Genomic DNA, 1,623 nt, shown 5'->3' with positions numbered 1-1,623 from the left:
CGGGCCGGAGTCCGCGTGGGTGCGGTAGGCGATCACGTCGTCGACGACGGTGTAGTTGACGGGGAAGACGGCGGGGGTGCCGCCGATGGTGACGGCCACTCTGCCGATGCCGTGCGTGGAGAGCAGTTCGCGGCATTCGGCGGGGCCGAGCACCTGTACTTCGGGGTGGGCCGCGGCTTTGCCGAGGCCCTCGGGGAGGTCGGCCGTGCCGCCCGTCAGGTCTNCGGCGGGGCCGAGCACCTGTACTTCGGGGTGGGCCGCGGCTTTGCCGAGGCCCTCGGGGAGGTCGGCCGTGCCGCCCGTCAGGTCTGCGACGGTGGTGTCGAGGGCGTGGGCGAGGCGCAGCAGGAACCCGATGTCCGGTTCGGCCGCGTGCTCCTCGACGTACTGCACATATCCCGGTGAGGCGGCGGCCCGGGTCGCGACCTCCTCGCGGGTCAGCCCCAGTTGCTGCCGGCGCAGTGCGGCGCGCCGGCCCAGATCGCTGCCGGGCCGACCCGGCGCAGCGCCGGATCCCGGTGCCCGTTCGGTCGTCATCGCGCACACATCCTTCCTTCCAGCGGGTACGGCCTCGTCTGCGCGGACGGGGTTACTCATGCGGCACGATCGCCACGGGACAGGCGGCGTGGTGGACGGCCGCATGGACGACGTGGCCGATGCGGGGGACCGCGTGGCCGATGTGCCGGCGGCCGACGATCAGCAGCTGTGCTCCCGCGGCGCCGTGCAGGAGGGCGGGTGCCGGACTCTCCATCACCACCTGCTCCTCCACCCGCACGTCCCGGAACTTCTCCCGCCAGGGGCGCAGCGCCTCCGACAGCTCCTCGCGTGCCTGCCGTTCCGCTTCCTCCGCGCCGGCCCGTTCGACGACACCGGCCAGGTCGTAGGCGAACGGGGGGAGGCTTCTGCCGTGCACGGCGCGGAGCGGGACGGCCCGGTGGGCGGCGGTTTCGAAGGCGAACACCAGCAGCCCCTCGCACGGCGCGTGCAGGCTGACGCCGACCGCGACGCTGTCGCCGTCCTCGGTAGCGGGGCCGTCCTGCGGGGCCCGCACCAGGACGAGGGGGACCGCGACGCGCGGCACGAGGTCGAGGCCGGTGGCCCCCAGTGCGAAGCGCGCCGCCGGGCCCAGCCCCCGCGACCCCAGGACCAGCAGATCCGCCCGCTCGGCGGCTTCGGCCAGGGCGTCCAGTGGCGGCGCGCGCACCGAACCGGCGTCGACCGGCAGTCCGGGCTCCGCCGCCTCGACCGCGGACCTGGCCTCGTCGAGGACGCGGTCCGGCCAGTGCGGAAGCTCCGTGCGCCACGGCATCCCCCGCTGCCGTTCCGTAAGAGGCTGCCAGGCGGTCAGGAGGTGCAGCCGGGCCTGTCGCAGCCGTGCCTCGTGCGCCGCCCACCGCGCGGCCGCCAGGGCCTGCGGCGTACCGTCCACACCGACGGTGACGAGGTCCTTCATGACGGCGGCCGGCTCTCCTCGGCACGTCCTTCGCCGGTCCCGTCCGACGGGCCGCCGCCGGCCGGCTCCGGCTTCAGATCCTCGGACACCGACACCACGCCGTCGAGGCTCGCGCACATCCGTACCAGCACGGGAGCGAGCAACAGGTCGGTCACCGTGCCGTGCAGGGC

The 1,623-nt window shown here is 74.8% G+C and carries 2 protein-coding genes; both read right to left on the bottom strand.

From position 1 onward, the window contains the following. A partial coding sequence (locus ACO1BR_RS44025; RefSeq protein ID WP_426800737.1) for a helix-turn-helix domain-containing protein occupies positions 1-537 on the bottom strand: 537 nt, incomplete at its 3' end. Between the two features lie 52 nt (positions 538-589). Further along, positions 590-1,453 (bottom strand): universal stress protein, encoded by an 864-nt coding sequence (locus ACO1BR_RS44020; RefSeq protein WP_426800736.1) that lies wholly within the window; start codon positions 1,451-1,453, stop codon positions 590-592. Positions 1,454-1,623 lie beyond the last annotated feature (170 nt).

Source organism: Streptomyces sp. YGL11-2, assembly GCF_050054615.1.
Classification (GTDB): Bacteria; Actinomycetota; Actinomycetes; order Streptomycetales; family Streptomycetaceae; genus Streptomyces.
The sequence above is the reverse complement of the archived record's forward strand: the minus strand, read 5'-3'. Positions and strand labels throughout refer to the sequence as shown.

What these genes read in the sequence shown, in the direction of transcription:
- ACO1BR_RS44020 (WP_426800736.1), bottom strand. Translation starts at nt 1,453, where the DNA reads ATGAAGGACCTCGTCACCGTCGGTGTGGACGGTACGCCGCAGGCCCTG.